We start from the raw sequence: 22,684 nt of genomic DNA, 5'->3' as shown, positions 1-22,684 counted from the left end.
GCTGCGGTCAGCCGTTGTACGGCTTGGCCTCCAGGATCTTCACGGTGGCCTTCTTGCCGTTCGGCAGCTCGTAGGTGGCGTCCGCGCCGACCTTCTTGCCGTTGATGCCGCGGCCGAGCGGGGACTGCGGCGAGTAGACGTCGAGCGCGTCGTCGGTCACCTCGCGGGAGGCCAGCAGGAACTCCATGGTGTCGTCCGGGTCGCCGTCGAAGGCGACCGTCACCAGCATGCCGGGGGCCACCACGCCGGAGTCGGCGGGGGCCTCGCCGACCTTGGCGCGCTCCAGGAGCTGGGTCAGCTGGCGGATCCGGGCCTCGGTCTTGCCCTGTTCCTCCTTGGCCGCGTGGTAACCGGCGTTCTCCTTGAGGTCACCTTCCTCGCGGGCCGCCTCGATCTTCTGGGCGATCTCGACGCGCCACGGGCCGGTCAGGTACTCCAGCTCGGTCTTGAGCTGGTCGTAATGGGCCTGAGTGAGCCAGGTCACGTCATCGCTGGTCTGGGTCACAGGTGCTCCTCGTCGGTGCTGGGCGGTGCTGAGGGTTTTTCGTCAGCAGGTGGCGATATCGGGCGTACTACAAAGCAACGCCCGCTTCCGAGCCGGCGGCCGGGAAGGGGCGAAACCACGAGCCTAACAATTTCCGCCTCCCGGTGGGAGGGCGATCGACGGAGCGTTAACGCACGGTTGCGCCGGGATGACCGGGGCTCCCCGGTCTGGTTCCCGCCCGGCTCCTCGAATATGCGCCCGAACGGGTGAGTTGCGCAAAGACCGCCCGACCGGCCGCGTTCACTTCGCCGGCGTGCAGCCGAGCACCTCCGCGGTGGTCCCCCGGGCGGTGGTACGCAGCGTGACCACCGCGCTGTACCGGTCGCCCGCCGCCGGCACGGGGAAGTCGGACATGCCGACCACCGAGCCGTCCGCCCCCTGCGAACGGACGGTGCACGAGCCCGCGGTGCCCTCGCTCTTGCTCACCGACAGCTGGAGCTGCAGCTCGCTGTCCGAGACCGACTCGAAGGTCGGCACGGTGGCGTTCATGGTGGTCTCGCGCAGCAGGTACGAGACGCCCAGCCAGCCGAACAGGCCCAGGAACAGCGCACCGCAGACCACCGCCGCGATCCGCAGCCTGCGGTCCGCCTCCTGGTCGGTGCGGCGGCTGTAGCGGCCCTCGGGGACGCCCGGGGTGGTCCTGGTACTGGGGGCCATGGTTGGCTCGGTCCTTTCACTGAGGGGCCCTAGGTCGGCAGCGGGAATCGACGGGCCCTCCAGTCCGTCACTATAGGAGGGGCAGGTCCGCGCCGACGGCGGCGGGGGAGCCGCCCGACGAACCGGACATACCTGGAAGGAACCAGGCGTTGACTGAGCAGTTGCGACTGATGGCGGTACACGCGCACCCGGACGACGAGTCCAGCAAGGGCGCGGCGACCATGGCCATGTACGTGTCCCAGGGGGTGGACGTCCTGGTCGCCACCTGCACCGGGGGGGAACGCGGTTCCATCCTCAACCCCAAGCTCCAGGGGGACGCGTGGGTCGAGGAGAACATCCACGAGGTGCGCCGCAAGGAGATGGACGCGGCCCGCGAGATCCTCGGTGTCGACCAGGCCTGGCTGGGCTACGTCGACTCCGGGCTGCCCGAGGGCGACCCGCTGCCGCCGCTCCCGGAGGGCTGCTTCGCGCTCCAGGACGTGGATGAGGCGGCCGGTGCGCTGGTCAAGCTGATCCGCGAGTTCCGCCCGCACGTGATCACCACGTACGACGAGAACGGCGGCTACCCGCACCCCGACCACATCATGACCCACAAGATCTCCATGGTGGCCTTCGAGGCGGCCGGCGACCCGGAGGCGTACCCGGAGGCGGGTGAGCCCTGGCAGCCGCAGAAGCTGTACTACAACCACGGCTTCCCGATGGGGCGGATCCGCGCCCTGCACGCCTACCTCACCGAGCACGGCATCGACTCCCCGTACGGCGAGTGGATCGAGGGCTGGGAGAAGAGCGGCCGCGCCGAGCGGGAGATCACCACCCGGGTGAAGTGCGACGACTGGTTCGAGATCCGGGACAAGGCGCTGATCGCGCACGCCACCCAGATCGACCCGGACGGCCCGTGGTTCCGCGTCCCGCTGGACGTCCAGCGGGAGGTCTGGCCGACCGAGGACTACGAGCTCGCCAAGTCGCGGATCGACACCGACCTGCCCGAGGACGACCTCTTCGCCGGCCTGCGCAAGTAGCCGCGGGCGCCCGACACGCACCACCCCGGTGACCCGGCCCGTGTAGGGCCGGGTCACCATGGAGAGATGAGTACCCCGATGAACCTCACCCACCTCGCCACCGGGCTCGCCCTGGACGAGACCAAGGTGACCCCCGGCCTGCTGGGCTTCGTCGTCTTCGCCGCCCTCGGCGTGGCCACCTGGTTCCTGCTGAAGTCGATGAACACCCGGTTCAAGAAGATCGACTTCGTCGAGGAGCCCGAGACTCCCAAGGAGTAGCAGCCCCACGGCGCACGGCCTCCGCCCCCGGCCCATCATGGCCGTGGGATTGCCAGAAGCCATGCCGCGCGGGGTTGCCGGTGGGTCGACAACCAGGTGCGCATTGCCCGAGCAGAGCGTCGTCGCGGTGGACCCCACGCGGCCCGGAGCGCCATATCCGGTACGGGCGGGAGGGCTTCGGCCTTGAGGACGTGCTGCTGATCGCCGAAGTGGTCTAGATCTTCTTCGCGCGCAAGGGTTTGGACGACCGCGGCGCGAAGTGCAACCGCTGGGGTAACCCGATCTATGTGATGGTTGATCCCTACGCCACGGAGATCATCGTTCACACCTGACCCACCCAGCGCTGGCTACGTCGCGGCCCAAATATTAGTACGGTGCGGGCAGGCTGCCATCAACCTCGCTGATGGACGAACTGCCCCGGCCGGACGCAGATACCCGCTGACGCTTGGAACAGCTCCCTAGCATCCCGATCGGTGAGACCAGGTTCGAACTGCGGTCGCGCACTTCGGTCTCGGTCGATGTCCTTCCCCCGGGCGCAGTAGGCAAATGCGCTCTGCGTAGGTGAGGCCCGCATAGCGGGGAAGGAAACAGCGAGGAGCGCCCCTGGGACTGAACGTTGGGGGAGCGCGTCGCTGTGACGTTCGTGCCGCTGATGCCACCCGCGACCGTAGTCGCGGGGAGCTTGAATCTGTGCTCTGCCTCTGAGCTCGACGTGCCGACTACGATCACCTGGGCCGAAGGTGTTGTCGATACTCCCCGCCGATGACAGGGCGGGTGTGCTGAAGCGCCTACCGATCGAAGCCTCGCCTGACCCATATGTGAGTTCCTTCAGCCTGTCCCATACGCCGAAGCGGTCCACCGGAAGCGCCGGCGGACCGCCTCTAGGACAGGCCTATTGGGCGGCGGGCTCCTCCGGGAGCACCTGCACGGGCTTGGGCATCTTTTCGCCCCGCTGGAAGCGGAGCTGCTTGACCGGCTTCTGGAGAACCCAGGCATTCCATGCCTTCAAGTAGAGGCCGAGCTGTCCCCTGGAGTCGCTGCGTCGGCGGCCGCTCGTGCCCGTGCCCAGCGAGATCAGGGCGTTTCGAAGAGCGAGCCGGGGGTCCCCCGAGGAGAGGCTGGCGCCTGTAGTCACACCTTCCACCCAGGACTCCTGATCTACGCCCGGTGACGCCTCTCGAGTGGTGTAATAACCGACTGCTGCCGCGGTAGGGATGATTAGCCGCTCATTACTCATGCGGCGGGCGACTCTGCATGCCTCGGTCAGCCTTTCCCGATGCAAAGCCAGGTAGGCGAGCACCTGGGCGTTGGTGAGTCGGGAAGAGCTGCCTTTCCACTCCATATCGGGCATGCTGCGGAGGAGATGGATGTGACGGATCGCCGCAGCCAGCAGTGATGAATCATGTTCGTTTTGCATCGCAAGTACTGTCGACGCTGTCCGCGATCGACCGGTATCCATTACCGAAAATGTCTCGACAGGAACATTCTCGAACACAATGACTGGCACGCTGCGGCCCGACAACCGGATGGCCTCCAGTCGGTGCTGGCCGTCCAGCAAGCGGCTGTTCTGCCAGGCGCCTGCAAAAGCGATGCCCTGGTGACTGACGAGCCACTCTCCCCTCAGGATCGCCGCCCTGAGAAGTGCGATTCTCCCCCTGTCCAGAGGGCGGTTCCCGCTATTTCGGGTCAGCATCTCAGCGGCGGCGATGGGTGAGATCTCGATGATCTGTGATGAGATCGATACTTCATGGATTGATGTTGCCCCTTGAGTGCTGGTCATAGCACCCAGTGTCGCATCGGCCTTTTGCCCGCCATCACTGATGGTCAAATACTGTCGGAAGTGATGTAAAACATTTCATCGACACCCTGATTTGTCTGATCGTGATGCGCATGATGACCGATTTGGCGTGCAAGCTTCGAGCTGACGGTGGCTGAGGTTCTGCGTGTGCTCGATGGATCGCTCGCTGTATCCCTGACTGGTCCATAGTCGTGGTGACGGGGGCCGCCGAGCGGTGCGGAGGATGCACGGCCCAGTGAGTGGTGTGCACAGCCCTCATCGGCATAGGTCGGATCGTGGGAGGGGTCGGCTCGTTGGTGTAGGGCTGGATCCATGGACGGATCCCGGGGCCTGATCTGCAACGTCGGCGAGCGCGGCGATACGGCCATGGACCGCGTCGGACGCGGCATTGCCTGCGAGCAGTATCGCCGCGGAGTCGGCACATGATCAAGGAGCGGTTTTACGCGGGAAAGCCCCACTTTCCGAGCCCAGCGATGACTGCAGTGTTGACGAGGACGCTTCCAGTCGTTACCCACATTGGCTGCCGGCAGGATCCCTCTGGCCACATGGGCGGCACAGGTGTGATGAGGAAGCTCAAGCAGGGGTGTCCCGGACGGGTGACATGGCGAGCTCGAAGTGTCTCGGCGGCCAGGGCTTCGGCGTTCAGGTGCGCAGGTGCGGGCAACGAGGCGCCGTGGTGATGGCCCGTCGCGGGATCGTCGGCCTCCTGGACGGCTATATGTGGCAGGGACAAATGGCGGTCTCGTGGAGACCGGTAGTCATGTGCGGATGAGCTCGGCAGGCTGTTCGAAGAGCGTTGCGGACCAGACTCCCAGGGATGCCATCTCAGCAGAGCCGGGGTTTCCAGCGATGGCCGGCTCCGGGCGCTGGTGGCGGGAGCGTCGAGAATGTGGCAGGTGGGATCTGTGTGCTTACAGCCCCGGGAAGCACAGGAGGGGAAGCACCGGCCGACCGGTCGGCGGTTTGCTGTGTGGGACAGTAGGGACATGAACCGGCTTGCCGATGCGACCTCGCCGTACCTGCTGCAGCACGCCGAGAACCCGGTCGACTGGTGGCCTTGGGGGCCGGAGGCCTTCGAGGAGGCCCGGCGGCGCGGGGTGCCGGTGCTGCTGTCCGTCGGGTACGCGGCGTGTCACTGGTGTCACGTGATGGCGCACGAGTCCTTCGAGGACGAAGCCGTCGCCGCGTACGCGAACGAGCACTACGTCGCCGTGAAGGTGGACCGCGAGGAGCGGCCGGACGTGGACGCGGTGTACATGGAGGCCGTGCAGGCGGCGACCGGGCAGGGTGGGTGGCCGATGACGGTCTTCCTGACGCCCGACAAGGAGCCGTTCTACTTCGGGACCTACTTCCCGCCCGAGCCCCGGCACGGCATGCCGGGCTTCCGGCAGGTGCTGGAGGGCGTCACCGCCGCCTGGCGCGACCGCCGCGAGGAGGTCGGTGAGGTCGCGGCCCGGATCCGGGCCGAACTCGCCGAGCGCGCCTCGGTGTACGGCGCCGCCGCCCACCACCCGCCCGCCGAGGCCGACCTGCACCAGGCCCTCGCCGGACTCGGCCGCACCTTCGACGACAAGCGCGGCGGCTTCGGCGGCGCCCCCAAGTTCCCGCCGGCCATGGTGATCGAGTTCCTGCTCCGCCACCACGCCAGGACCGGCTCCGAGGCCGCGCTGGAGATGGCGGAGCGCACCTGCGGGGCGATGGCCCGCGGCGGCCTCAACGACCAGCTCGGCGGCGGCTTCGCCCGCTACTCGGTGGACGCGCAGTGGGTGGTCCCCCACTTCGAGAAGATGCTCTACGACAACGCCCTGCTGCTGCGCGCCTACCTGCACCTGTGGCGCACCACCGGAGGCGAGCAGGCCCGCCGCACCGCACTCGCCACCGCCGACTTCCTGCTGCGCGAACTGCGAACCCCCGAGGGCGCGTTCGCCTCCGCGCTGGACGCCGACTCGCTCGACCCGGCCACCGGCCGGTCCGCCGAGGGCGCCTACTACGCCTGGACGCCCGAGCAGCTGACCGCCGTGCTCGGCCCCGAGGACGGCGCGCTCGCCGTCGAACTCTTCGAGGTCACCGGCACCTTCGAGCACGGCAGCTCGGTGCTCCAGCTGCTGCGCGACCCCGCCGACCCCGAGGCCTTCGAGCGGATCCGCACCCGGCTGCTGGCCGCCCGCGCCGAGCGCCCCGCGCCCGCCCGCGACGACAAGGTGGTCGCCGCCTGGAACGGCCTGGCCATCGCCGCCCTCGCCGAGACCGGCGCGCTGCTGGACCGTCCCGACCTGGTCGAGGCCGCCGAGCGCGCCGCCGACCTGCTGCTCGCCGTCCACCTCACCCCCGAGGGCCGGCTGCTGCGCACCTCCCGGGACGGCCGCCCCGGCGCCAACGCGGGCGTGCTGGAGGACTACGCCGACACCGCCGAGGGCTTCCTCGCGCTGTACGCCGTCACCGGCGAGGGCTCCTGGCTCGCCCTGGCCGGCGGCCTGCTGGACACCGTGCTCATGCACTTCCTGGACGCCGGCTCGGGCGCGCTCTACGACACCGCCGACGACGCCGAGCAGCTGATCCGCCGCCCGCAGGACCCGACCGACAACGCCACCCCCTCCGGCTGGACGGCCGCGGCCGGCGCGCTGCTCTCGTACGCCGCGTACACCGGCAGCGAGCGGCACCGCACCGCCGCCGAGCGGGCGCTCGGCATCGTCGGGGCGCTCGCGGCGAAGGCACCCCGGTTCATCGGCTGGGGCCTCGCGGTGGCCGAGGCGCTGCTCGACGGGCCGCGCGAGATCGCCGTGCTCGGCCCGGCCGGCGACCCCGCCACCGCCGCCCTGCACCGCACCGCCCTGCTGGCCACCGCCCCCGGCGCCGTGGTCGCGGTAGGCGCGCCCGGCCCGTCCGAGGTCCCGCTGCTCGCCGACCGCCCGCTGCTGGGCGGGCGGCCCGCCGCGTACGTCTGCCGGCACTTCACCTGCGACGCCCCGACGGCGGAGCCGGCCGAGCTGGCCGACCGGGTGGGCGCCCGCACCGCGGGCTGAGCCGCGCCGGGCCGCGCGGATCGACCCGAAAGCCGGGTGCGACCGGCGGCGGCCCACGGCAGGATCGGTCCCATGACCTGGACACTGACCGACTCGCTGGACGAATTCCTGGCCCGGGCACGGGAGTTCCTGCACGCCGGCCCGGCCGAGAACACCGTGCTGCTCTCGCTCTGCGACCGGCTCCGGCGCGACGGCGCGCACGCCTTCGGCGACCAGGAGCCGCAGTACGGCTGGTGGCGGACCGGGCCGGCGGCGCCGGTGGAAGGGGCGTTCGTGCGGACGCCGCCGTTCGGGCCGCGACTCGGCCCGATGCCCGCCGCGGCCGGCGCCGAGCTGGCCCGGACCCTGCACGCCGGCGGCGCCCGGCCGGCCCGGGTGAGCGGCGGGGCGGTGGCCACCGCCGCGTTCGTGGAGGCCTGGGAGCTGCTGGTCGGCGTCCCCGGCACGGTGCACGCGCGTGAGCGGCTGCACCGGCTGGGCGAGCTGGTGACGCCCGAACCCGCCCCCGCCGGCCGGGCCCGGCGCGCGGTGGCCGCCGACCGCGAACTGCTGGTGCGCTGGTACCGGGAGTTCGGGGCGGAGGCCGCGGTCCAGCTCCCGGCCGACCTCGGCGGGCAGGTCGACCGGCGTACCGCCGAGGGCGCGCTGCACCTCTGGGAGGACGGTGACGGCCGCCCGGTCTCCTTCATCGGCGTCGGCCCGGTGATCGCCGGGACGTCCCGGATCGGCCCGGTCTACACCCCGACCGACCTGCGCGGCCGGGGCTACGCGGGCGCACTGGTGGCGGCCGGCTCGGCGTGGGCGCGCGCCGCGGGGGCGGCCGAGCTGGTCCTCTTCACCGACCTCGCCAACCCGACCAGCAACGCGCTCTACCACCGGATCGGCTTCCGGGCCGTCGAGGACTGCCTGGTGGTCGACCTGGGCTGACGCCGCGCCCCCGTCCGCCTTCGCGGCGCCCCTACTCCCAGTCCCAGCGGATGCCGAGCAGGCAGGGCGGCACCCCGCCGGCCACCAGGTGGACCCGGTGGTGCCCGTCCACGGTCAGCTCCTCCGTCTCGTACGCCCGCCCGCCCGGGGTGCGGCTGCTGAAGCGGTGGCAGCGCACCGGCAGCGCCTCCGGGTGGAAGGCGACCTGCAGGACGTACTGGCCGGCGCCGGCGTTGAAGCCGCGGACGTACTCGCTGCTGGGCTCCGGGCCCGGCGCGTCCTCGAAGCCGTAGCCGAGCAGATGGGTGTCACCGGTCCGCAGCCGCCGGTCCAGCAGCAGCTCGGCGACCAGCAGGCCGGCGGTCGGGTCCCGCCGGATCCGGCCCGGCCGGCAGTTCTCCTCCGCGCGCAGGGCGACCCGGGTGATGTCGCAGCCCGGGTCGCCCTGGTAGATCGCCAGGTAGCGGTCGATGCCGTCGCGGTGCGCCCGCAGCACGTGCTGGGAGCTGCGCCGCAGCTGCCGGCGGTCGGCGCCGATGCTGATCCGCTCGATGTGGGTGACGGTGTGCAGGCCGGTGCCGGGCGGACCGGCGATGGTTTCGAGCAGGCCGTCGACCGCCTCGGCCGGCCCGATCAGGTCCCGGTACGGCCGGGTGGGCGGCCCGGCCGGCACCGGCTCGCCGCTCTGCCGGGGGCCGAGCAGCCGGGTGAGCGAGTGCGCGGGGAGGTCCAGCACCTGCTCCAGGGCCTGCACCGCGCGCAGCGACTCGGGCCGCTCCGGCCGCCGGTGGCCCTGCTGCCAGTAGCTCAGGCTGGTCACCCCGACCTGGACGCCGTGCTGCGCGAGGTGCTGGCGCACCCGGTGCAGGGCCAGTCCCCGGGCGGCGATCGCGGTCCGCAGGGCCAGGTGGAACGGGCCGGTGCGCAGGGCCGCGGCGAGCTCGGGTCTGACGGTCTGGTGCATGGGGGCCTCCCGGACTGAGCGTGAATATTCACACCTGGGGCCCGAGTTGTCACCGGACCCGGTCATCGCCGCTGGTCGGGGCGGTGCGGTTCACACCCCGACAGCGCCGTTCACACGGCCGCACTCCTGCTCTCCGGGCCCGTTGACCATGAGGCGTCAACGGGCCGATGCTCTCTCCCATCGCGTCCGGACGCGGCAACCCCCACATCCCCACTCCTGCGTAGCCGCAAGGAGGAAATCCCCCATGCCAACACCCCGGACACGTCTGCGCCGTGCGGTCGCCGCGCTCGCGCTCGGCGTCCTGGCCCCGGCCCTGACGGTGGCCGCGACCACCCCGGCCGCCGCCGCCCAGGCCCAGCCCGCCCAGTCCCTGACCCTCCAGCCCCCGCCCGCCCAGGACCTGCCCCTCCAGGTCCACCCCGCCCAGGCGCACCCCGCCCAGGCCCACCCGGCCGCGGCCGGCCTGAGCGCCACCTGGCGCAAGCTCAACATCACCATGCAGCAACAGCAGCAAAGCAACTGGTGCTGGGCCGGCAGCGGCAACACGGTGGCCGCGTACTTCGGCTACAGCTACACCCAGAACCAGTTCTGCAACGCCGCGTTCAACCGGTCGATCAACTCGACCTGCCCGAACAACCAGGCCACCCTGGGCAACGTGCAGACCGCGTTGAACTGGATCGGCATCAACCCGGGCTCGTACGTGACGGGTTACCTGCGCTACAGCACGGTCCAGAGCGAGATCGACGCCGACCGGCCGATCGAGACCCGGATCGAGTGGAGCTCCGGCGGCGGCCACATGCAGCTGATCTACGGCTACGACGTCTCCAGCAACTGGGTCTACTGGGGCGACCCGTGGCCGTCCAACTCCCGCTACAACTGGGCGGACTACTGGTACTACGTCAGCAACAGCTCGTTCTCCTGGACCCACTCCCTGTACCGGATCGGCGCGTGAGGAGACGGCCATGACCGACAACCGGAACATCCTGCGGCGGGCCGCGTCCTGCGCCGTCGTCACGGCGGGCCTGCTGCTCGCGGCCGCCCCGCTCGCCCGGGCGGCCGACCCCGCGCCCCTCCCGGCGCCGGTGGCGCCCGCCGACCTGGCGGCCGCCTGGGCCGCCGCCTCGGCCCCGGCCGTGCTCGACCAGCTGGGGCACTTCTTCGCCCGCAAGGGCGTCCCGCCCACCGGGCGCGCGGAGTCCGGCGCGGCGGACGAGGCGCGGGCCGCCGCGCTCGCCGCGCCGCGGCTGACCGGCGAGAGCGCGACCGTGTTCACCCTCGACCCCGGCTTCGTGGCCGGGACGGCCGGTGCCCCGGTGGCCTCGGCCGACTTCGTCGCCAGCCGGGCGGTCGCCGCCGACGGGCAGAGCGCCTCGGTCTGGACCGTGCGCCAGGGCGGCGGCTGGCGGGTGGTGAACATCGCCACCGGCGGCGACGAGACCGACTATCCGGCCGCGGCGGCCGCCACCGGCGGTGGCACCGCCTTCCGCGAACCGCAGCTGGACGCCTGGTACGTGCTGCGCGACGGCCGGGTGCTGCCGCTCGACGAGGACGCCCGCCGCTCGGTGGGTGCGCAGGGGGTGAGCCTGGCCGCCTACCGGCAACTGGTGCACCAGCGGTACGGCGACAAGCTGCCCGGCAGCGCCTACGACCGGACCGGCACCGGCGGCGGTTTCGACCAAGCCCCGCCCGTGCCCGCGGCGCCCGCGGCCCCGGCGGCCGGCCGGCTGCCGCTGCTGACCGGCGGGGCGGCGCTCGGCGCGACCGTGCTGGCCGGGCTCGCCCTCGCCGTCCGCCGCCGGGTGGTGACGGTCCCCGGAAGGGGGTGAGGGAGCGGTGAGGGAGCGGCCCGGCGTGCGGTTGCGCCGGGCCGCTCCCGCGCGCCGTCCTGCTCCCGCACATTTAATTGATGCAGCGTTGATCCCCCGTTCGCCCCGGAGCGTGGTGCGGGTGTCACCTTGGGTGGGGAGAATGTCCGGTCCACGGTCATACGGCGGAGAGGTGCCGATGGCGATCAGGCGTACGCAGTTCTGGGGCACGGTGCTGGCGGTGGTCGCCGGGCTCGCGGTGGTGGTCGGCTACCTGCTCGGTGGGGCCCGGCTGGTGTGGGGGGTGTCCGCGGTCGAGGTGCTGCTGGTGATGGCGCACGTGGCGGTGCGGTTCCGCGCCAAGGCGCGGGTGCGCACGGCAGGCGAAGGGCCCGAGGCGGCGCACTGCGAGCGCTGCCGTCGGGCCCGGGAACGGCTGGACGCGCGGGTGTCAGCGGGCCGCGCTGTACGCGACCAGTGAGATCCCCACGTACTGCACGATGAACGCGCCGAGGGTGAAGGCGTGGAAGACCTCGTGGAAGCCGAACCAGCGCGGTGACGGGTCGGGTCGCTTGAGCCCGTACACCAGGCCGCCGAGGGTGTAGAGCACCCCGCCGACCACGATCAGGGTGAGCACGGCCGCGCCGCCGTTGTGCAGGAAGTCCGGCAGGAAGAACACCGCCGCCCAGCCGAGCGCCACGTAGCACGGGGTGTACAGCCAGCGCGGAGCGCCGACCCAGAACACCCGGAAGCCGATCCCGGCCAGCGCGCCGCCCCAGACCAGCCAGAGCAGCACCTGCTGGGCGGTGCCGTGCAGCAGCAGGATGGTGAACGGGGTGTAGGTGCCCGCGATGATCAGGAAGATGTTCGCGTGGTCCAGCCGGCGCAGCACGGCGTCGCCGCGCGGGCCCCAGTCGAAGCGGTGGTAGACCGCGCTCACGCCGAACAGCATCCAGGCGCTCACCGCGTAGACCGTGCAGGCCACCCGGGCGGCGGTGGAGTCGGCGAGGCAGATCAGCACGATGCCGGCCGCCAGCGAGGCCGGGAACATCCCGGCGTGCAGCCAGCCGCGCCACTTCGGTTTGAGCAGCTCGACCACGCTCGCATCGGCCTGGTCCGCCGTCATGGGCTCCTCCACTGTCATGGGCGTCATCCTACTTACGGCACCGTAGGTTACTAGTCCGTAGGAAGTGGTGATCCTCACTTTTGGACGTTCTGGAGTGTTCGGCCTCCGCGATGCGGGCCTCCGAGGTGGCCGAGAACGCCTTGTTACTTCCAAGTAGATGGACATAATGTACTAAGAATTGGCTCGATCACTCCGTTCTGCCCCAAATGGGGGTGTCTGGCGGAGCTACGCTGCTACCACCCTCAACCCCCGCGATGCCGTCTCCTGGCCGAGATGGTGTGAAACGGAGCGATCGTGTCGTACGAGAACTCTGCTCTCAGCGCATCCGCGCCCACCCGCCACAAGCGTCTGCTGGCCTGGGTGAGCGAGATCGCGGAGCTGACCCAGCCCGACCGCGTCGAGTGGTGCGACGGTTCCGAGGAGGAGTACCTCCGCCTCGCCGAGCTGCTGGTCGCCCAGGGCACCTTCAAGAAGCTCAACGCCGAGAAGCGCCCGAACTCCTACTACGCCGCCTCGGACCCCACGGACGTGGCCCGGGTCGAGGACCGCACCTACATCTGCTCCGAGCAGGAGAAGGACGCCGGCCCGACGAACAACTGGAAGGCCCCCGCCGAGATGCGGGAGGTCTTCTCGGGCGCGAACGGGCTGTTCAAGGGCGCGATGAAGGGCCGCACGATGTACGTCGTGCCGTTCTCGATGGGCCCGGTCGGCTCCCCGCTCGCCGCGTACGGCGTCGAGATCACCGACTCCGCCTACGTCGCCGTCTCGATGCGCGTGATGACCCGTATGGGCCAGGCCGTGATCGACCAGCTCGGTGAGGACGGCGACTTCGTCAAGGCCGTGCACACCGTCGGCGCGCCGCTGGCCGAGGGCGAGGCCGACGTCGCCTGGCCGTGCAACACCACCAAGTACATCTCGCACTTCCCGGAGACCCGCGAGATCTGGTCCTTCGGCTCCGGCTACGGCGGCAACGCCCTGCTCGGCAAGAAGTGCTACGCGCTGCGGATCGCCTCCACCATGGCCCGCGACGAGGGCTGGCTGGCCGAGCACATGCTCGTCCTCAAGCTCACCCCGCCGGCCGGCGAGGCCAAGTACGTCGCCGCCGCCTTCCCGTCCGCCTGCGGCAAGACCAACCTGGCGATGCTCCAGCCGACCATCCCGGGCTGGAAGGTCGAGACCATCGGCGACGACATCGCCTGGATGCGGTTCGGCGCCGACGGCCGGCTCTACGCCATCAACCCGGAGGCCGGCTTCTTCGGCGTCGCCCCCGGCACCGGCGTGGACACCAACGCCAACGCGATCGAGACCCTCTGGGGCAACACCGTCTTCACCAACGTCGCGCTCACCGACGACGGTGACGTCTGGTGGGAGGGCCTCACCGAGGAGCCGCCGGCGCACCTGACCGACTGGCGCGGCAACGACTGGACCCCGGAGTCCGGCACCCCCGCCGCCCACCCGAACGCGCGGTTCGCGGTGCCGGCCTCGCAGTGCCCGACCATCGCCCCGGAGTGGGAGGACCCGGCGGGCGTGCCGATCTCGGCGATCCTGTTCGGCGGCCGGCGCGCCAGCGCCGTCCCGCTGGTGACCGAGTCCTTCGACTGGCAGCACGGCGTCTTCCTGGGCGCCAACGTCGCCTCCGAGAAGACCGCCGCCGCCGAGGGCACCGTCGGCGAGCTGCGCCGCGACCCGTTCGCGATGCTGCCGTTCTGCGGCTACAACATGGGCGACTACTTCGGCCACTGGCTGAAGCTGGGCGCGCAGGCCGACGCCGGCAAGCTGCCGAAGATCTTCTACGTCAACTGGTTCCGCAAGAACGCGGCCGGGGACTTCATCTGGCCGGGCTTCGGCGAGAACAGCCGGGTGCTCAAGTGGATCGTCGAGCGCCTCGACGGTGCGGGTGAGGGCGTGGAGACCCCGATCGGCGTGCTGCCGACCGTCGAGGGCTTCGACCTGGACGGCCTGGACATCGCGCCGGCCGACCTCGACCTGCTGTTCTCCGTGGACGCCGACATCTGGCGCCAGGAGGCCGCGCTCATCCCGTCCCACCTGGAGCTGTTCGGCGAGCACACGCCGACCGAGCTGTGGGACGAGTACCGCGCGCTGGTCAAGCGCCTGGGCTGACCGGCCCGTACCCGAGCCTCCGCCGCCCCCGTCCTGACCGGGGGCGGCGGTGCTCGTGGCGCACGAACACGACTGCCGGCGGCTACGGCTGGACGTACCCGCCGAGGAAGTCGCCGATCCGGGTGACCGCGTCGGTGATCTCCTCCGGGCGGGGCAGCGTGACCAGCCGGAAGTGGTCCGGCTCCGGCCAGTTGAAGCCGGTGCCCTGGACGATCAGGATCCGCTGCGAGCGCAGCAGGTCCAGCACCATCTGCGCATCGTCCTTGATCTTGTACACCTGCGGGTCCAGCCGTGGGAACGCGTACAGCGCGCCCTTCGGCTTCACGCAGCTGACGCCCGGGATCTCGTTCAGCAGCCGGTACGCCGCGTCCCGCGACTCCAGCAGCCGCCCGCCCGGCAGCAGCAGGTCCTTGACCGACTGCCGGCCGCCGAGCGCCGCCGCCACCGCGTGCTGCGCCGGCATGTTGGCGCACAGGCGCATCGAGGCGAGCACGGTCAGCCCCTCGATGTAGCTGCGGGCCCGGTGCCGGTCGCCGGACAGCACCATCCAGCCGGAGCGGAAGCCGGCCACCCGGTAGGCCTTGGACATGCCGTTGAAGGTGACGCAGAAGAGGTCCGGCGCGAGCGTGGCCAGCGGCACGTGCTCGGCGTCGTCGTAGAGGATCTTGTCGTAGATCTCGTCCGCGTAGACCACCAGCTGGTGCCGGCGGGCGATCTCGACGATCCCCTCCAGCACCTCGCGGGGGTAGACCGCGCCGGTCGGGTTGTTGGGGTTGATCACCACGATGGCCCGGGTCCGGTCGGTGACCTTGGCCTCGATGTCCGCCAGGTCCGGGTACCACTCGGACTGCTCGTCGCACCGGTAGTGCACCGCGGTGCCGCCGGCCAGGCTGACCGAGGCCGTCCACAGCGGGTAGTCCGGCGCGGGGACCAGCACCTCGTCGCCGTCGTCCAGCAGTGCGGTCATCGCAAGCTGGATCAGCTCCGAGACGCCGTTGCCCAGGAAGACGTCCTCCACACCGAGGCCGTGCAGGCCGCGCTCCTCGTAGTGCATCACCACCGCGCGGCGGGCGGAGAGCAGCCCCTTGGAGTCGCCGTAGCCGTGCGCGCCGGCGAGGTTCTTCAGGATGTCCTGGAGGATCTCCGGCGGCGCCTCGAAGCCGAAGGCGGCCGGGTTCCCGGTGTTCAGCTTGAGGATGCGGTGGCCCTGGTCCTCCAGCCGCATCGCCTCGTCGAGCACCGGACCGCGGATGTCGTAGCAGACATTGGCGAGCTTGCTGGACTGGATGACCTGCATACCCGACTACTTTACGGCGGTGGCATGCGGATCATCACGTGGGATGGGCCACAGATCACCCGCCCGGGGTGCGGCGACGGCCGTAGGCTCGGGCCCGGCCGGATCGGGAGGGGCCCCGGGCCGACGGGCCCGGCGCCGCCGGTTCGGCCGGCCGGGCCGTTCACCGAGGGGGATCCTGATGACACTTCCCTGGACCATCGCCATGGCGGCCGTCGGGGCCCTGCTCGGCGCCGGCCAGCGCGGGCTGGTCTTCCACCTGTCGGTCGCCGACGGCGAACCCGGGCGGCACTCCTGCCCGGCCTGCGCCCGCCGGGTGCTGCCCGCGCGCCGGTTCGCCGCGGCGGCCGTGCTGCCGTACCGCTGCCCGGGGTGCGCCGCGCGGCTCGGCAGCCCACCGCTCGTCCCGGAGCTGGTGACCGCGGCGGTGGTCGGCTGCCTCGCCCTGACGGCCGGCTCGGGCTGGGAGCTGCTCACGACGGCGACCCTGTTCACCCTCTGCACCGCGCTGGCCCTGGTCGACCTGGCCGTGCACCGGTTGCCCGACCTGCTGACCCTCCCCGCCCACCTGCTGACCCTGGTGCTGCTGGCCCTCGCCGCCGCCGCGGACGGCCAGGGCTGGGGCCCGTGGATCCGGGCCCTGCTCGGCGGACTCGCCCTTGCCGCCGTCTACTTCGGCTCCGCCCTGGCCAGCCCGGCCTCGATGGGCCTGGGCGACGCGAAGCTGGCCCTGGCCCTGGGCAGCGTGCTGGCCTGGCACAGCTGGACGGCCGTGTTCCAGGGCACCGTGCTGGCGTTCCTGCTCGGCGGCGGCTACGCGGTTCTCCTCCTGCTGGCCGGGCGCGCCGGCCGCAAGGCGTCCATCGCCTTCGGCCCGTTCATGATCGCCGGCGCCCTCCTGGCCCTGCTGCTCGCCTGAGTCCTGCGTGAACACGGGCCCGGCAGCCCTGTTCAGCGGGTCCAGAGCGTGAGGTCGCTGCTGGTGGCGACGGCGAGAGTGCGCCCCGACGGTGAGAAGCCGGCGGCCCGCAACTCGGAGCGGTCGGAGTCGAAGATGTGCCACCAGCGGTCGGCGTACGGGCCCGCGTGCGGCATCCCACCGTCGGTGGACAGCAGAACGCGGTGGTTCGGCCACTCGGGGCTGATGACCTCCAGGGTCCAGCCGTCGAGGGTGGTGGTGTGCAGGCCCCCTCCGTGCAGTCCCGCGATCCGTACCCGCGTCGCGGCGACGGGGCCGAGCCCGGGGCAGGAGAGGTCCGGCACCGCGTCCGGGGTGCTGTCGTCGGGGTCGGGATCCCGGTTCCGGGCGATCTTTTCTCCGCTGACGGCGTCGAAGAGCCCGTGGCCGTCGACGGAGACCACCATGACGAGGTCGTTGCCGTTGTCGGGTGCGACGGCGAATCCGATCCCGAGCAGTCCGCCCACCGGAGTTCGCCGGTCCAGGACGGGACGCCAGGGAGCGGGCGGCGGAGTCTCGGGGACGGACAGGAAGCGCTCTCGCAGGTGCTGCTGGTAGTCCGAGATCAAGGTGTCCCCTCGTGGTCCTTCGGGCAGCGCACCGCCCCGTCCGGTGCCGGGCAGTCGCTAGAGCCAGCCCTTCTGGGCGGCCTTGATGCCGGCCTCGAACCGGCTGCTGGCGTTGAGCCGCTCCATGATCGAGGCCATGTGGCGCCGCACGGTGCGGGCGGACAGGCTCAGGCGCTGGCCGGCGGCGTCGTCGGTCAGGCCGGTGCCCAGCAGGCGCAGCAGCTCGCGCTCGACGTCGGCGAGGCCGGTGACCGGGTCCTCGGCACGGGTCGCGCCGAGCGGGACGGCGGTGGCCCAGGCCTGCTCGAACAGGTCCACGAGCGCGCTGACGATGCCGGGCTCGGTGACGTGCAGTGCGCCCTTGCGGGTGTCGGTCGGGTCGATCGGCACCATGGCCTGGGCGCGGTCGAAGACGACCAGGCGCTGGGGTATCACCGGGGCGGTGCGCACCTCGCCGCCGCTGCTGAGCAGCCAGTGGGCGAAGGCGGTGCGGCCGGGGTCGTTGCGGACCGCGTCCTGGTAGAGCGTCCGGATGCTGACACCGCGCCCCAGGATCCCGGAGTTGACGTCCCGTGCGGCGGCGAGGTCCTCGACGCGGGCGGTGGCGCCCGGGTGGACGCCCAGGCACTCGGCGGTCGCGGACCGGCCCATCTGTTCCAGCCGGCCCTGGATGGCGTCCATGCCCCAGAGGCGCTCGCCGTGGTCGGTGCGGATGTCGGCCCGTTCGGCGACCAGCCGGGTGACGGTGGCGCGGGAGGCGGCGAGCTGGGCCTGGCGGGCGGCGAGGTCGGCCTCCTGCCTGGCCAGCATGTCGGTGAGACCGATCTCGGGGGTGACGGCGCGCATCCGCCCGGGGTGCTCGCTGGAGGCGCGCACCAGCATCAGCGCCGCCAGGTCGTCCAGGCTGTCGTGGACCTGGCTCGCGGTCAGGCCGCAGTGCTCGGCGAGCTGGTCGACGCCGTGGCCCGGATGGTCCAGCATCGCCTGGTAAACGGCCCCTGACGTGGTACTCAGCCCGAGTGCTTCCAGCATCGTCTCTCTCCCCCGTGTGGTGGCGCGGCTCCCCCGCCGCTGCTCACCGGGTCATGATCGCAGTCGCCCGCCCCGGCCATCAAGATCAAATATCGGGCACAAGGGACACTGCGGGACACCGGCCGACGGGGAAGTGCGAAGGCCCGGCCGGCGCCCCCGCGAAGAGTGGAACGAGGGCTTTCGCGGCCCCCCTTGAGTGACGTGAGCATGCCCGGGTGTCCGCAAGCGGACAGGCCGGTTCGGGACGCCGGGAAGACCTTCCGGTGGGGTTGATCAGCGACGAAGCTGTTCATTGCCAGCAGGGAACAGCCCGAAAGGCACCGGACGAAGCGCCACCGCGGGGCGCACGACCGGTACAGGACAGCCCAGCCGACCCTTCTCCGGAACAGGACCCACCACCATGATCCGCACCCGCCTCGCCAAGACCGCCGCGGTCGCCGTCGTCGCCCTCGTCGCCGCCGTCCTGCCCGCCGCCGCTGCCGCAGCCATCGACAGCCCCTCCGCCGGCACCGTCACCGTGGCCAGCGCCGAGTGGGGCTGAGCCGGGATGGACATCGTCTACACCTCGCTGACCCGCCGTAGCCCGACGGTCGAAGCGGAGCCGGGCCCGAACGAAGGGGCCGAGGTGGTGGACGTCCTGTGGGTGCACGCCACCCCCGAGGACCGGCTGGAGCACGCCAGCAGCCGGATCACACCGGAACGGGTCGACCTGCTGCTCTTCCTCCGCCCCACCGGTGAACCCGCCCCCGGCGCCGAACGCCAGGCCGCCGAACTCCTCCACCGCAGCCACCGCGCCTCGCCGTTGCTGCAACGCCGGTACCTGCCGCCGGCGGCGGACCTGCTGCCCCCGGCACCCGGGCCGCGCACCGCGCACTGACCTGCCGGGCTCCGACCCGCCGCGCACCGCGCTCCGACCCGCCGCCGTACCGCTTCTCGCACATCCCGCCCGGGCCACCGCCCCGACCTCGTCGCGCCCGGCCCTGCCCCGTGCGGACCGTCCGGCACCCGACCGCTGCTCCTGCAGGGCAGCCGTCCGCCGACAGCGCGCCACCGAACCTCCGCAGCCCGTCGCTGCACCCGACCTTCCTTCCGCATGCCCACGCCCAGGAGACCAGCCATGTCCGCCAAGTCCGTCCGCGTTTCCCGCCTCGTCCTCGCCGCCGCCATCGCCACCTCCGCCCTCACCGGCTCGCTCGCCGCGAGCACCGCGGCCCACGCCGTCGGCAGCTCCGCCGTCAACGGGCAGATCTCCCGTACCGAGGTGCTGGCCCGCGCCCAGTCCTGGGTCGACGAGGGCGTTCCGTACAGCCAGGACGGCGGCCACCCGTGGGTGGACAGCAACGGCTCGTACCGCTCGGACTGCTCCGGCTACGTCTCGATGTCCTGGCACCTCGGCCGCAGCGAGACCACCTGGACGCTGCCGGGCGTCTCCACCCGGCTCGGCAGCTTCGACGAGCTCAAGCCGGGCGACGCGCTCGACCGCTACAACCCCTCCACCGGCGAGTTCGACACCCACGTGATCCTCTTCGCCGGCTGGGTCGACGGCGCCCACACCTCCGCGAACATCTACACCGAGTCGACCTGGGGCACCAACGCCGCCAAGAAGACCTACAGCCGCGGCTACCTCAACTCCGCCAACTACGTCGGCTTCCGCTACAACCGGATCGTCGACTCGTCCGGCTCCCAGTCGTACCCGAACCCGTCCGGTCTCCCCAGCGGGACGCTGGTCAAGTCCGCCAACAGCCCGACGGTCAAGGTCATGATCGGTGGGGCCGGCCTGTCGGTGGCCGGGTCCGACGTCGCCCCCGACGGGTACGACCTGAGCAAGGTGGTCACCGTCGACGAGGCCGGGTTCAACGCCCTGCCGACCGCGCCGGCCGACGGCACCGTGGTGCACGACATGGCCGGTGGCGCGGACCGCTTCCTGATCGTCGGCGGCGCGGCCCTGCCGATCGCCGGCTCCGAGTGGAACGCGAACGGCTACAACACCCGCCCGGACATGGGCGTCCCGACCGCCTGGCTGCAGAACGCCCGGCAGAACTCGCTGCCGGCCGGCACGGTGGTGCACGACGAGGCGGGCGGCGCGGACCGCTTCGTGGTGGTCGGCGGCGTGGCGCTGCCGATCTCCGGCGCGGAGTGGAACGCGGACGGCTACAACGTCCGTCCCGACCTGGCCGTCCCCGGCGGCTGGCTGGCCTCGGCCAAGCAGGGGACGCTGCCCGCCGGCCTGCTGGTCAAGGGCCAGGGCGGCACCGACTCCTCGGTCTACGTGATGATCAACGGCTCGGCGCTGCCGATCACCGGTGCCGAGTGGACCGCCGACGGCTACAACACGCAGACCCTGATGGGTGTCCCGGAGACCTGGCTGCAGGGCACCGTCGCCAAGCCGCTGAAGAACGGCACCGTGGTCAAGGAGGTCACCGGCGCCGACCCGACCGTCGCCGTCATGGTGGGCGGCGCGGCGATCCCGCTGAGCTACGCCGACTTCACCGGTCTCGGCTACGACAAGCAGTCGCTGATGGGCGTCCCCGGCACCTGGCTGCACGGCGCCATGGCCAAGCCGGCCCCGAGCGACGGCACCATGCTGGTGTCGCCCGACAGCAACACCGTCTGGATGGTCACCAACGGCGGCAGCAAGAAGGCGATGACCGCCGACCAGTTCGGCCCCGGCAAGTACAGCTTCTCCGACGTGGTCACCGTCCCGACCGCGCTCACCGCCAAGCTCCCCACCGTCACCCAGTAGTCGGCCCCGCCCCGCGCCGCCCGGTCCGTCGGACCGGGCGGCGCGGGCGTTGTCGGCGCGGCGTTGTCGCTCCGGGCGCGCAACGGCCGGAGCCCGCCCGGGGCCGGGGTCGCGGCTTCGGGCGGGCTCCGGTGCGGCGCGGTCCGCCCCACCCTCGAGGGGAGGCGCGCCGGGGGGAGTTACGGCATGGCGTGGGCGTGCGCACCCACGTTGGTGGAGAAGTCGTTGCCGTTGGCGGCGTCCCAGTTGGTCGACCAGGTCATCGCACCGCGGATGGTCGGCCACTTGGCCGGCGGGACGAAGCTGCCGCAGTGGGTGCCGGCGGCCAGGCAGTCCAGCGCGTTGTTGACCACGGTCGAGTTGACGTAGCCGCCGCCCGCCGCGCGGCTGGAGGCCGGGACGCCGATGCCGACCTGGTCCGGGCGCAGGCCGCCCTGGATGTGGGTGCAGACCTGGGCGGTGATGAAGTCGACGGTGCCCTGGGTGTAGACCTTGCCGTCGCAGCCGTTCATGCCGCCCGAGTTGTAGAACTGGGTGTTGACGACGGTCAGGATGTCCTTGGTGTTCAGCGCGAGCTGGAAGTAGTTGCCGGAGGTCGAGTACATCCCGATGGTCTCGGGCGCCATGGTGAGGATGAAGCCGGAGCCGACCTTGCTCTGCAGGGTGTGCAGCGACTGCGCCATGTAGGTGGGGTCGACGCCGTTCTCCAGGTCGATGTCCACGCCGTCGAAGCCGTACTGCTGGATCAGCGCGTAGGCGGAGTTGGCGAAGTTGGCGGCCGCCGTGGCGTTGTTCACCGTGATGGTGCCGTTCTGGCCGCCGATCGACAGCACGACCTTCTTGCCGGCCGCGTGCTTGGTCGCGATGTCGGCCTTGAAGTCGGCGGCGCTGTAGCCCCCGAGCTTGCCGGCCAGCGCCGGGTCCAGGGTGAAGCTGATGCCGCCCGGCGTCGTGGTGGCGTCGGCGAAGGAGACCGCGATGATGTCGTACGCGCTCTGCACGTCGCGCAGCCGCTGGACGGTGGCGCCGTTGTCGAAGTTCTGCCAGTAGCCGGTCAGCGCGTGCTTGGGCAGACCGGTGGTGGGGCCGGTGGAGGTCGGGGACGGCGACGGCGAGGACGGCGGGCTGCTGCTGGCCGACGGCGAGGGCGAGGCCGGGGCGGAGCTGGACGCCGACGGGGACGGCGAGGCGGGGGCCGAGGAGGACGCCGAGGGCGAGGGCGAGGAGGTGCCGCCCGGACCGGTCAGGGTGATGTCGTCCGCGCCGTAACCGCCCTGGCCGTACCAGCCGTGCACGTAGACGGTGATGCTGGTGGTGCTCGCCCCGGTGGTGAAGGTCGAGCTGAGCTGGTTCCAGTCGCTCTGGCTGGACCAGGTGCTCGGGTCGGCGCCGCCCGTCCCGCTGGCACCCAGGTAGACGTACGGGCCCTGGACCCAGCCGGCCAGCGTGTAGCTGGAGTTGGGGAGCACGCTGACGGTCTGGCGGCACTCGGCGGTGTCCGAGGCGCTCGGCGTGGCCCGCAGCGCGGCGCTGCCGGCGTGCGCGGGGGCGCCGGCCTGGGCGGTGCCGACGCAGGTCCAGCCGGACAGGCCGGACTCGAAGCCGCTGTTGCCCACCAGGTTGCCCACCGCCGCGCTGGCACCGCCGGCGAACAGGGCCATGCCGGTACCGGCGAGGGCGAGTGCGGTGGCGCCCGCGGCGAGGGCGGTGGGGACGGAGGTGCGCCGGCGCCGGTGGGACGGCTGCTGCAGCGTACGGGCCATGTGCGAACTCCTGGGGGAGGAGGGGGAGCCGCCGCGGTGGGGGTCGCGGCGGCTCCGCGTGGGGGAGGGAAGGTCCGCAGAGG

Annotated in this window: 21 protein-coding genes; 12 read left to right on the top strand and 9 right to left on the bottom strand. The window is 71.7% G+C overall.

The genetic code is table 11. The features are described 5' to 3' along the window. Positions 1-7: 7 nt before the first annotated feature. Both greA and ABT014_RS04665 read right to left on the bottom strand, forming a co-directional pair. Positions 8-505 (bottom strand): transcription elongation factor GreA, encoded by a 498-nt coding sequence (gene greA, locus ABT014_RS04670; RefSeq protein ID WP_350637086.1) that lies wholly within the window; start codon positions 503-505, stop codon positions 8-10. Between the two features lie 279 nt (positions 506-784). After that, positions 785-1,201, bottom strand: coding sequence for a DUF4307 domain-containing protein (locus ABT014_RS04665; RefSeq protein ID WP_350637084.1), 417 nt, complete (start codon positions 1,199-1,201; stop codon positions 785-787). A 149-nt stretch (positions 1,202-1,350) separates the two neighbouring features. On the opposite strand from ABT014_RS04665, the gene mca reads away from it, so the two are divergent. Both mca and ABT014_RS04655 read left to right on the top strand, forming a co-directional pair. Further along, positions 1,351-2,220 (top strand): mycothiol conjugate amidase Mca, encoded by an 870-nt coding sequence (mca, locus tag ABT014_RS04660; protein ID WP_350637082.1) that lies wholly within the window; start codon positions 1,351-1,353, stop codon positions 2,218-2,220. 66 nt (positions 2,221-2,286) lie between these two features. Beyond that, positions 2,287-2,478, top strand: a complete 192-nt coding sequence (locus tag ABT014_RS04655; RefSeq protein ID WP_350637080.1) for a hypothetical protein — start codon at positions 2,287-2,289, stop codon at positions 2,476-2,478. A gap of 892 nt (positions 2,479-3,370) precedes the next feature. Here ABT014_RS04655 and ABT014_RS04650 read toward each other — a convergent pair. After that, on the bottom strand, positions 3,371-4,258 hold the full coding sequence (locus ABT014_RS04650; protein WP_350637078.1) for a hypothetical protein: 888 nt from the start codon (positions 4,256-4,258) through the stop codon (positions 3,371-3,373). Between the two features lie 1,004 nt (positions 4,259-5,262). On the opposite strand from ABT014_RS04650, the gene ABT014_RS04645 reads away from it, so the two are divergent. Continuing rightward, positions 5,263-7,299: a thioredoxin domain-containing protein gene (locus tag ABT014_RS04645; RefSeq protein WP_350637076.1), complete on the top strand. Its 2,037-nt coding sequence runs from the start codon at positions 5,263-5,265 to the stop codon at positions 7,297-7,299. A gap of 72 nt (positions 7,300-7,371) precedes the next feature. Beyond that, positions 7,372-8,226, top strand: coding sequence for a GNAT family N-acetyltransferase (locus ABT014_RS04640; RefSeq protein ID WP_350637074.1), 855 nt, complete (start codon positions 7,372-7,374; stop codon positions 8,224-8,226). A 31-nt stretch (positions 8,227-8,257) separates the two neighbouring features. Here the strand turns inward: ABT014_RS04640 and ABT014_RS04635 are convergent, their stop codons facing one another. After that, positions 8,258-9,190, bottom strand: coding sequence for a hypothetical protein (locus tag ABT014_RS04635; protein WP_350637072.1), 933 nt, complete (start codon positions 9,188-9,190; stop codon positions 8,258-8,260). A gap of 244 nt (positions 9,191-9,434) precedes the next feature. Here ABT014_RS04635 and ABT014_RS04630 point away from each other — a divergent pair, with 244 nt between their 5' ends. From ABT014_RS04630 to ABT014_RS04620, 3 genes are all read left to right on the top strand, one after another. Continuing rightward, complete coding sequence (locus ABT014_RS04630; RefSeq protein ID WP_350637070.1) at positions 9,435-10,142, top strand: papain-like cysteine protease family protein; 708 nt, start codon at positions 9,435-9,437, stop codon at positions 10,140-10,142. A gap of 10 nt (positions 10,143-10,152) precedes the next feature. Continuing rightward, positions 10,153-11,016 carry a hypothetical protein gene (locus ABT014_RS04625; protein ID WP_350637068.1) on the top strand — a complete coding sequence of 288 codons (864 nt, stop codon included), beginning with the start codon at positions 10,153-10,155 and terminating at the stop codon, positions 11,014-11,016. Positions 11,017-11,194: 178 nt separating this feature from the next. Continuing rightward, complete coding sequence (locus tag ABT014_RS04620; RefSeq protein WP_350637066.1) at positions 11,195-11,476, top strand: hypothetical protein; 282 nt, start codon at positions 11,195-11,197, stop codon at positions 11,474-11,476. Here ABT014_RS04620 and trhA read toward each other — a convergent pair. Further along, a complete protein-coding gene (gene trhA / locus ABT014_RS04615; protein ID WP_350637063.1) occupies positions 11,447-12,139 on the bottom strand; it encodes a PAQR family membrane homeostasis protein TrhA in 693 nt (230 codons plus the stop codon). The two genes, ABT014_RS04620 and trhA, sit on opposite strands and share 30 nt — an antisense overlap. A gap of 276 nt (positions 12,140-12,415) precedes the next feature. Between trhA and ABT014_RS04610 the strand changes: the two genes are divergently transcribed. After that, entirely contained in the window at positions 12,416-14,242 is a 1,827-nt protein-coding gene (locus ABT014_RS04610) for a phosphoenolpyruvate carboxykinase (GTP) (RefSeq protein WP_350637061.1), read from the top strand. An 82-nt stretch (positions 14,243-14,324) separates the two neighbouring features. Here the strand turns inward: ABT014_RS04610 and ABT014_RS04605 are convergent, their stop codons facing one another. After that, positions 14,325-15,539, bottom strand: coding sequence for a pyridoxal phosphate-dependent aminotransferase (locus ABT014_RS04605; RefSeq protein ID WP_350637059.1), 1,215 nt, complete (start codon positions 15,537-15,539; stop codon positions 14,325-14,327). A 178-nt stretch (positions 15,540-15,717) separates the two neighbouring features. On the opposite strand from ABT014_RS04605, the gene ABT014_RS04600 reads away from it, so the two are divergent. Continuing rightward, entirely contained in the window at positions 15,718-16,455 is a 738-nt protein-coding gene (locus tag ABT014_RS04600) for a prepilin peptidase (RefSeq protein WP_350637057.1), read from the top strand. 32 nt (positions 16,456-16,487) lie between these two features. Here the strand turns inward: ABT014_RS04600 and ABT014_RS04595 are convergent, their stop codons facing one another. Both ABT014_RS04595 and ABT014_RS04590 read right to left on the bottom strand, forming a co-directional pair. Next, the gene (locus tag ABT014_RS04595; RefSeq protein WP_350637055.1) at positions 16,488-17,063 is read right to left on the bottom strand and encodes a hypothetical protein; all 576 of its coding nucleotides are present in this window, start codon (positions 17,061-17,063) and stop codon (positions 16,488-16,490) included. A gap of 57 nt (positions 17,064-17,120) precedes the next feature. Next, positions 17,121-18,095, bottom strand: a complete 975-nt coding sequence (locus ABT014_RS04590) for a LuxR C-terminal-related transcriptional regulator (protein WP_350637053.1) — start codon at positions 18,093-18,095, stop codon at positions 17,121-17,123. Positions 18,096-18,495: 400 nt separating this feature from the next. On the opposite strand from ABT014_RS04590, the gene ABT014_RS04585 reads away from it, so the two are divergent. The 3 genes from ABT014_RS04585 to ABT014_RS04575 all read left to right on the top strand — a co-directional run bounded on the left by ABT014_RS04585 (position 18,496) and on the right by ABT014_RS04575 (position 20,838). Then, complete coding sequence (locus ABT014_RS04585) at positions 18,496-18,636, top strand: hypothetical protein (RefSeq protein WP_350637051.1); 141 nt, start codon at positions 18,496-18,498, stop codon at positions 18,634-18,636. A 6-nt stretch (positions 18,637-18,642) separates the two neighbouring features. Continuing rightward, complete coding sequence (locus ABT014_RS04580; RefSeq protein WP_350637049.1) at positions 18,643-18,972, top strand: hypothetical protein; 330 nt, start codon at positions 18,643-18,645, stop codon at positions 18,970-18,972. Between the two features lie 240 nt (positions 18,973-19,212). Then, a complete protein-coding gene (locus tag ABT014_RS04575; RefSeq protein ID WP_350637047.1) occupies positions 19,213-20,838 on the top strand; it encodes a hypothetical protein in 1,626 nt (541 codons plus the stop codon). Between the two features lie 179 nt (positions 20,839-21,017). Here the strand turns inward: ABT014_RS04575 and ABT014_RS04570 are convergent, their stop codons facing one another. Continuing rightward, on the bottom strand, positions 21,018-22,601 hold the full coding sequence (locus ABT014_RS04570; RefSeq protein WP_350637045.1) for a chitinase: 1,584 nt from the start codon (positions 22,599-22,601) through the stop codon (positions 21,018-21,020). Between the last annotated feature and the right edge of the window lie 83 nt (positions 22,602-22,684).

The organism is Kitasatospora sp. NPDC094015 (assembly GCF_040304075.1).
Classification (GTDB): Bacteria; Actinomycetota; Actinomycetes; order Streptomycetales; family Streptomycetaceae; genus Kitasatospora.
The sequence above is the reverse complement of the archived record's forward strand: the minus strand, read 5'-3'. Positions and strand labels throughout refer to the sequence as shown.

Coding starts and splice junctions, on each gene's coding strand:
- ABT014_RS04620 (WP_350637066.1), top strand. CDS start 11,195: ATGGCGATCAGGCGTACGCAGTTCTGGGGCACGGTGCTGGCGGTGGTC.
- ABT014_RS04625 (WP_350637068.1), top strand. CDS start 10,153: ATGACCGACAACCGGAACATCCTGCGGCGGGCCGCGTCCTGCGCCGTC.
- ABT014_RS04570 (WP_350637045.1), bottom strand. CDS start 22,601: ATGGCCCGTACGCTGCAGCAGCCGTCCCACCGGCGCCGGCGCACCTCC.
- ABT014_RS04665 (WP_350637084.1), bottom strand. CDS start 1,201: ATGGCCCCCAGTACCAGGACCACCCCGGGCGTCCCCGAGGGCCGCTAC.
- ABT014_RS04600 (WP_350637057.1), top strand. CDS start 15,718: ATGACACTTCCCTGGACCATCGCCATGGCGGCCGTCGGGGCCCTGCTC.
- ABT014_RS04590 (WP_350637053.1), bottom strand. CDS start 18,095: ATGCTGGAAGCACTCGGGCTGAGTACCACGTCAGGGGCCGTTTACCAG.
- ABT014_RS04630 (WP_350637070.1), top strand. CDS start 9,435: ATGCCAACACCCCGGACACGTCTGCGCCGTGCGGTCGCCGCGCTCGCG.
- ABT014_RS04605 (WP_350637059.1), bottom strand. CDS start 15,539: ATGCAGGTCATCCAGTCCAGCAAGCTCGCCAATGTCTGCTACGACATC.
- ABT014_RS04640 (WP_350637074.1), top strand. CDS start 7,372: ATGACCTGGACACTGACCGACTCGCTGGACGAATTCCTGGCCCGGGCA.
- ABT014_RS04585 (WP_350637051.1), top strand. CDS start 18,496: ATGATCCGCACCCGCCTCGCCAAGACCGCCGCGGTCGCCGTCGTCGCC.
- ABT014_RS04580 (WP_350637049.1), top strand. CDS start 18,643: ATGGACATCGTCTACACCTCGCTGACCCGCCGTAGCCCGACGGTCGAA.
- ABT014_RS04655 (WP_350637080.1), top strand. CDS start 2,287: ATGAGTACCCCGATGAACCTCACCCACCTCGCCACCGGGCTCGCCCTG.
- ABT014_RS04575 (WP_350637047.1), top strand. CDS start 19,213: ATGTCCGCCAAGTCCGTCCGCGTTTCCCGCCTCGTCCTCGCCGCCGCC.
- ABT014_RS04645 (WP_350637076.1), top strand. CDS start 5,263: ATGAACCGGCTTGCCGATGCGACCTCGCCGTACCTGCTGCAGCACGCC.
- ABT014_RS04650 (WP_350637078.1), bottom strand. CDS start 4,258: ATGACCAGCACTCAAGGGGCAACATCAATCCATGAAGTATCGATCTCA.
- ABT014_RS04635 (WP_350637072.1), bottom strand. CDS start 9,190: ATGCACCAGACCGTCAGACCCGAGCTCGCCGCGGCCCTGCGCACCGGC.
- trhA (WP_350637063.1), bottom strand. CDS start 12,139: ATGACAGTGGAGGAGCCCATGACGGCGGACCAGGCCGATGCGAGCGTG.